The organism is Oleiphilus sp. HI0086 (assembly GCF_001635225.1).
Genome location: NZ_LWFZ01000613.1, coordinates 1 through 7072 on the forward strand (window position 1 = coordinate 1; position 7072 = coordinate 7072).

The 7072-nt window shown below is 39.8% G+C and carries 7 protein-coding genes; all 7 read left to right on the forward strand.

The window, feature by feature from the left end:
• Positions 1-1234: acyltransferase family protein (locus A3756_RS07475; protein WP_231875508.1), on the forward strand; the 1234-nt coding region annotated here is incomplete at its 5' end.
• Between the two features lie 13 nt (positions 1235-1247).
• Positions 1248-2768, forward strand: a complete 1521-nt coding sequence (locus tag A3756_RS07480) for a polysaccharide biosynthesis C-terminal domain-containing protein (protein WP_068553211.1) — start codon at positions 1248-1250, stop codon at positions 2766-2768.
• Positions 2769-2797: 29 nt separating this feature from the next.
• On the forward strand, positions 2798-3589 hold the full coding sequence (locus A3756_RS07485) for a sulfotransferase domain-containing protein (protein WP_068553213.1): 792 nt from the start codon (positions 2798-2800) through the stop codon (positions 3587-3589).
• Positions 3590-3599: 10 nt separating this feature from the next.
• Positions 3600-4733 (forward strand): glycosyltransferase family 4 protein, encoded by a 1134-nt coding sequence (locus A3756_RS07490; protein WP_068553215.1) that lies wholly within the window; start codon positions 3600-3602, stop codon positions 4731-4733.
• Positions 4734-4757: 24 nt separating this feature from the next.
• Positions 4758-5699 carry an NAD-dependent epimerase/dehydratase family protein gene (locus A3756_RS07495; RefSeq protein ID WP_197481244.1) on the forward strand — a complete coding sequence of 314 codons (942 nt, stop codon included), beginning with the start codon at positions 4758-4760 and terminating at the stop codon, positions 5697-5699.
• Positions 5700-5841: 142 nt separating this feature from the next.
• The gene (gene rfbB, locus A3756_RS07500) at positions 5842-6930 is read left to right on the forward strand and encodes a dTDP-glucose 4,6-dehydratase (RefSeq protein ID WP_068553219.1); all 1089 of its coding nucleotides are present in this window, start codon (positions 5842-5844) and stop codon (positions 6928-6930) included.
• Between the two features lie 12 nt (positions 6931-6942).
• Positions 6943-7072: sugar phosphate nucleotidyltransferase (locus A3756_RS25965; protein WP_255376512.1), on the forward strand; the 130-nt coding region annotated here is incomplete at its 3' end.

Below are 7072 nucleotides of genomic sequence, written 5' to 3' on the forward strand. Positions count from 1 at the left end.
GGCTATTTTATTCTTTGATGAAAGTACTCCAACACCTAGTTATTATACGCTGCTGCCGACTATAGGCACTGCACTTATAATTTTATTTACTAGGGCTGAAACACTTACATTCAAGTTACTAAGCTTTAAACCCGCAGTTAGCATTGGTCTAATTTCGTATTCTGCTTATCTCTGGCATCAACCCGTCTTAGCGTTTGCTAGGTATTACTTGATAGATAGTTTAACCACTCTTGTTCTATCTCTGTTATGCTGTTTATCATTCATAATGGCCTACTTTTCATGGCGTTATGTTGAAAAACCATTTCGTCGTGGTACGCGTTTCAATCAAAATCGAGTCTTATGGGTATCTTCTGCCTCACTAATCTTTCTCGGTGCATTAGGGAGCTACGGGAATATAAGCAACGGATTCTACGATAATAGGGTTGAGTATCCAGTCGTTGTTAATTCAGAATTGTTGAAACTTGCTGGAGAAGACCGGCAGAAAGCGATAAGAGCTGGTGAGTGTCACTTTAATAGGCTTGGGAAGTACACCGATATCGATTCCTTTATAGATAATTGGCAGTGTCATTCTAGTTCTAAAAGCGATGATGTCTCCAATATACTGGTATTTGGAGACAGTCACAGTGCTGATAAAGCACTAGCACTAAGAAAAAATGGACTTGAAGTGACTCAGTTAGGTGGTGCTGCATGCGTTATTGCCCCAGATTACGTTAGCCAGGATAGGCGTTATTGTTCAAAACTGTTCAGTAAGGCAGAAGAGTTAGCTAAGTCAAATCAGCTATCAGGTGTGTTTGTTTCAAATAGGTTTATAGAGAGTGAACTAACTCTCCCTTATCTAGAAGCAATCTTTGAGTATTGGGGAGCCTGGGATGTTCCAGTATTCATTTTTAGCCCGATGCCTGATTTTTATTTACAAATTCGAGAGTTCAAACTTCATGGAACAACTAATATCTCCCCTAGTTTTTCGAGAGAAGAGAAGTTTTTTTCTTTGCTAAAGCACTCTAGCATTCCGTCTAATATTGAAATCGTTAAGACTTCAGAGCTTTGGTGCAAAGACCTTTCTCCAAGCTTGGAAAGACCCTGTAGTGTTGCAAATCAGTTCAGCATATTGATGACAAATAGAGATCATGTTTCAACAGAAGGCGCTAGAGTAATGGGCGAACAAATATTAGTTAACCCTAAACTTAAGAGTGTTGTTGGAAATATAAATTCACAATTTCCAACTAGTAATTAAAGCCGCCAATTGAATGTCGAATAACTTCAGATCACTAGTAAAGAATACTTCTGTATTGGGAGCCGCGAGGCTTGTCGAGTTTGTCATTGGCTTAGTAAAGATAAAAGTCTCTGCTATTTTTTTGGGTATTGCTGGTGTAGGTGTATTTAATCAGCTAAATTTTCTGTCTCAGAAACTTTCTACGTTTACCTTGCTGAGTACTGGTGAAGCGTTGGTAAAACAGATAGCTGAGCAACAAACTAGCAGTGACGAACTCGATACAGAGGGACGTGATATTGTGCTTTCATCACTGAAGGCGTATATCAGTTTAGTCTTCGTTTTTATGTCGCTAGTTGTTTTCGTAATCTTGTTATTTATGAGTGATGTAACCGTGTATGTTTTTGGTAGTCCAGAGCATACAGATGCATTTCTTGTCGGTATTGTCTCGCTACCATTGTTGGTTATAAACAGTATTCCATACGGAATACTGAGAGCATTCAATGGAATGATCGAAATAGCCAAGGCTAGAATTTGGTCAACGCTAGTAAATATCTTACATACGGTTCCGTTGATCTATTACTATGGTTTGGAAGGAGCTATTGCGTCGGTGTTCATCTGCCACTTAGTAGCGTTATTCTTTAATTATTATTACGCTCAGAAGCTTTACCTTAAAAAATATCGAATCAATTTCAAAGCAATTATTAGAGCCTCATATAATAAAGAACTCATAAGTGAGCTTCTTCAGTTTTCTGGGTTTGGTTTGACTATTGGCTTGTATGTGATTGCTAGTGAGTTTATTTGCCGTGCAATTGTTGTGTCAAATATGGGGATTGAGGCGATTGGCTTATATAGTCCGGTTGTCATGTGGTCGACTTTATTTACAGGCTTTTTAGTCCCCGCCCTTACTACGTATTTATATACCAGCCTATGCCAATCAAAAAGTAATGCAGAGATTTCTAGTCTCTTAAATGATGGTCTACGTTTAGCAGGCTTTGCAATGATGCCACTGCTTCTCTTAGCAATACCATACCGCGACCTTATTATTGTTATCTTTTATTCTTCCGATTTCTTGGAGGTCGAAAAATACCTTCCTTATCATTTTCTCGGTGTATTATTTCACGTATGGTTTAGTGTGCTATCTAGTTCAATGTCTTCAACAGGTCGAATTAAACAGCATGGCTTTTTTCGGTTTTTCTTTTTAACTCTGGATATATTGGTGACTTACGTTTGTGTCGATTACTGGGGGCTTTATGGTTGGATGCTGAAACATATTGTGAGTCCCGTCATTTTCTTCTTTATCTACATAATATACTGTCGAAATAAAATGGACTTACGGCTGTCCACTAGTAATCTTTCGATTATGATATATGCCTTTATTAGCCCTGTTTTACTTATTGCTCTTGATAATTTTGTGGTTTATGGCAGTGAGGTTAACTATATACTAGGGCCAGTTTTGGTAGCTGGAGCTTTCTTTTTGTTAAATCAGAGAGAAAAGAGTTTTGTAATTGAAAAAGTTTCGAAAATTAAGCAATCCGTTGTTGCGAAGCTTTGCTGATTATCGCAATTGAAACAAGGTTTAAAAATATGTTTTTTACAAACAAGGAATACAAGAAGTTTCACTCTAACAAGTACATGCTAAAAACACTGAGTGAAAATATTGATAAACACATTTGGTTGGTTTGTGCTCCAAAGTCTGGTTCTACTTGGTTAACACGTATTCTAAAAGATACGTTGAAGTGGGATGAAATAAAAATGGTCCCAAGTTTCGGTAACCGAGAGCAAGAAATTGATTTAAGTTGTTTGTTAAGCAAAGGTGCTTCAGGAAACGTATTAACACCGCATCAACACTGCCGATATAGTGCATATACTCACGAGATTATCGATGCGCTTGACACTAAGGTTATTTTCCAGGTCAGAGATATTTTCGACACGATATTAAGTTTTTACGATCACATTGAAATGGAAGGACCGACTTTTCCGAGTGGGTTCATGAATGAGAAGAGTTGGGCGTTAATGGATGAGCTGACTCGATACGAATATTTAGTTGATCTCGTCATACCTTGGTATTTCAACTTCTACTGCAGTTGGATGTCGTCAAGTCTTCATTCAGAAGGTCGATTGAAAATAATTACTTACAATGAATTGCGTAACGAAACTGTTAACACTGTTGCAGGGGTACTGAAGTACTGTGGCGAAGGTGAGAGTGCTTCAAAGGTTCAGGGTGTGTTAGATAAACAGAAGAAAAAGAAAAAGAACACACGCCAAAACAAAGGTGTTGTTGGTCGTGGTGATAGTTTGCCCGAGCATCTAAAAGAAAGAGTGAGGAGTTATACCAAATACTACCCTCATGTAGATTTTGGCCCAATGGGATTGTAAGGCTAGCTTAATGAAGGGAAAAAAGGTGGTAATTGTAGCGAACGCTGCGTTTACCATATTAAATTTTAGGCGGGAGCTTATCGAGACACTTGTGAACCGTGGTTCGAAGGTATTGGTAGCATGCCCGCCTAGCTGTAGTTTGATGTCTGGGCGTGACCTAGAGGGTGAATTTTCTGATTTGGGTGTGGACTTTACACCTGTAGATATGATGAGAAATGGAACTAACCCTATCAAAGACATCGGGTACCTGCGGCGTTTATATTCGCTTTTCAAAGCAGAGGAGCCAGATTACGTTCTGAATTATACGATCAAACCCGCAATATACTCTTCGATTGCTGCTCGTATGGCCGGAGTTAGTGTTATTTGCTCAAATATAACAGGTATCGGTTACGCTATGACTTCGTCTAGTGTTAAAGGGCGGCTGTTAAGTTTCGTTGTATCAAGTTTATATCGAACTGCGCTACGTTTTAATAAACGAGTATTCTTTCAAAATCCTGATGATAGAGAAGTGTTTGTTAATAAAGGTCTGCTAAACAAAGACGATACGGTTATTCTCAATGGCTCAGGCATTAATACGGAATCATTCAAGAGACACTCTGATATCCCTTCGAATTGCTCGTTTATCTTTGTTGGGCGCTTGTTGAGAGATAAGGGGATTTTTGAGTATATTGCAGCAGCTGAAAAGCTTAAAGAAATTAATCCAGCTATAAGGAGTTCGATTGCGGGCCAGATAGATGATAACCCTGAAAGCTTATCGCAGTCTGAATTGGATAACTTGTGTGAAAAAGGCGTTGTAGATTATTTAGGTGCAGTCTCAGATGTGCGCCCTTATCTAGAGCAACATCAAGTGTTGGTGTTGCCCTCATATCGTGAAGGTACGCCTCGATCTGTACTAGAGGCGATGAGTATGTCGATGCCAATTGTTACAACTGATGCTCCAGGCTGTAGAGAGACGGTAATAAATGGAGAAAATGGCTATTTAGCGAAGGTGAAAGATAGTGAATCACTTTACCTATGCATGAAAAGTTTTTTCGATCACCAAGATACAGTCAAAAGTATGGGACTTAAAAGCCGCCAGCTAGCCGAAGAAAAATACGATGTTAAGCAAGTCAACGAAAAAATCCTTTCTACGTTAACCGACTAAAAAATCGCAGCTATGCATACTTTTGTGAAAAATTCTGATTCAGTATTAGTTACCGGCGCTTCTGGGTTTGTAGGTAAGGCTTTGGCGCAAGCTTTAGGGGATAAAGTTGTTAAGAGTATTCAGCGTAGTAATCTGGAGATTAGTGGGTGTACGCATAGGCAGCTAGATATTAACGCGAGTACTGATTATGGCGACTTTTTGTTGTCTGTAAATACAGTGGTTCATTGTGCGGCGCGTGTTCATTTACAAGGTGAGCAGGAAGAGCAAAACTATGGCGAGTACCGAAATGTAAACTCCCTTGGTACTTTGAATTTAGCAAGGCAAGCAGCCGAAGCCGGTGTTCGCCGATTTATATTCTTGAGTACCGTCCTCGTCAACGGTGATAGTACTCAAAAAGGGCTTGCTTTTGGTGCTAGTGATATCGCGAACCCTTCGTCACCTTTTGCATCGTCTAAAATGGAAGCAGAATTTGGTTTGTTAGAAATAGCCAAACAAACAAATATGGAGGTGGTTATAATTCGTTCTCCTTTGGTGTATGGGAAGGGCGCGAAGGCCAACTTTGCTCAGATGCAAAAAATAGCGGAAAGAAATTTGCCCTTGCCCCTTGGAGCTATTCATAACAAAAGAAGCTTGATCGGAATTGATAACTTAGTACATTTTATTATTACTTGTCTTGACCACCCTAAGGCTGGCAATCAGGTCTTTTTAGTGAGTGATGGCTATGATGTTTCAACGACGCAGATCTTAACAGAGCTAACAATAGCGTCTGGACAAAAGCCATGGTTAATCCCTTTACCAGTTCCTTTATTGAAGTTAATTGCATCAATATTGGGTAAAGGAAAAATGGCAGATCGGCTCTGTAGTAACCTCCAAGTGGAGATTTCATATACCAAACAAGTGATAGGGTGGAAGCCGCCAATACCTTTTAATGAAGGGATTCGTCGCTGTTTTGGTAAGCTTCCTTGATACGCATGCTGTGTGTGCATGTGGTTTTTTAGTTTTTCGGTCACAGCTCCAGTGCTTTCTAGTGAATCAAGGTTTGGTTTCTTAGATTGTTACTGTTATCCTCTCAGCGATTTGGATAGGCTTGGTTGTTTAGGATTATAAAATGGAGAAAACGATTTTAGTAACTGGTGGAGCTGGTTTTATTGGTTCAGCTCTGGTTCGATATATTATTAATTGTTCAGATGATAAGGTTGTTAACGTTGATAAGCTTACTTATGCAGGCAACCTTGAGTCGTTGACCGCTGTAAGTAGCAGTGAACGCTACTTTTTTGAAAAAGTAGATATTTGCGATGCAGCTGAGATTAAACGGGTTTTTAATCAGTACAAGCCAGACTTAGTTATTCATTTGGCAGCAGAAAGCCATGTTGACCGTTCTATTGATGGCCCGGCAGCTTTCATCGAAACTAACATCGTTGGCACTTATGCGTTGCTAGCCGAGTCCAAAGAGTATTGGTCGGGGCTTGAAGAGTCTAAGCGTAACAATTTTCGTTTTCATCATATTTCTACTGATGAAGTCTATGGCGATCTTGATGGCCCGGAAGACTTATTTACTGAAGAAACATCGTATTCTCCAAGTTCTCCTTATTCGGCTAGTAAAGCAAGCTCAGATCATTTAGTGAGAGCTTGGAATAGAACTTACGGCTTGCCAACACTAGTTACAAACTGTTCGAATAATTATGGCCCCTATCACTTTCCCGAGAAGTTAATACCTCTTGTCATTCTAAATGCTCTAGAAGGGAACCCTTTGCCCATTTATGGCCAAGGGACCCAGGTTAGAGATTGGTTGTATGTTGAAGATCATGCGCGAGCGATATACTTAGTCGCAACAACTGGGTTAGTGGGAGAAACATATAATATTGGTGGTCATAACGAAAAACAAAATATCGATGTGGTCAAAACAATTTGTACTTTGCTTGAGGAGCTAGCGCCGGAGAATCCTCACTCTAAGCGATCAGGAAATAATGATGGGTTTGAAGGTTTAATCCGTTATGTCGAAGACCGTCCTGGGCATGATATCAGATACGCAATTGACGCGAGTAAAATAGCCAATGAGCTTAATTGGCTGCCTGAAGAGTCCTTTGAAACCGGCATTCGTAAAACAGTTCAGTGGTATCTCAGTAATTTAGAATGGGCTGGACGAGTTCAAGACGGTAGTTATCAACGTGAACGGCTTGGTGTAAGTCAAGACTAAGGAGAGCATATTGTGAAAGGAATAATTTTAGCGGGGGGCAGCGGAACAAGGCTTCACCCGATCACCAAGGGCGTGTCTAAACAACTATTGCCTATCTATGACAAGCCTATGGTTTATTACCCGATATCAATATTAATGCTCG